General features: G+C 67.6%; 1 protein-coding gene. It reads right to left on the bottom strand.

Features of this window, described 5'->3' with window-relative positions; all coding sequences use genetic code 11:
- Positions 1-295 (bottom strand): ATP-binding cassette domain-containing protein (locus tag D8Y23_RS16635; protein ID WP_128219112.1); only part of this gene is annotated, 295 nt, incomplete at its 3' end.
- Between the last annotated feature and the right edge of the window lie 113 nt (positions 296-408).

The following is a 408-nucleotide window of genomic DNA, read 5'->3' on the forward strand; positions in this document are numbered from 1 at the left end:
CGAGGAAGATGTTCTCGGCGATCGAGAGGTAGGGGCTCAGCGCCAGTTCCTGGTGGATGATGACGATGCCGGCCGCTTCGCTGTCGCGGATGTCCTTGAACTCGACGGTCTTGCCGTCGAAGACGATCTCGCCGCGGTAGTCGCCCGCGGGATACACACCGCTGAGCACCTTCATGAGGGTGGACTTCCCGGCACCGTTCTCGCCGCAGATGGCGTGCACGGTTCCGCGCTCGACGGTCAGCGACACGTCCGCCAGGGCGATGACGCCGGGGAACTCCTTGGTGATCGAGCGCATCTCGAGGATGGTGCTCACGAGGTCCTCCTTGCAGGGCCGGCTCCAGGCCGGGTGGGGATGAGGGGAACAGGGGCCTCCGCCGCGACCGAACGGGCGGTCGCGGCGGAGGCGGG

The organism is Microbacterium enclense, from assembly GCF_004022425.1.
GTDB classification, from domain to species: Bacteria; Actinomycetota; Actinomycetes; order Actinomycetales; family Microbacteriaceae; genus Microbacterium; species Microbacterium enclense_A.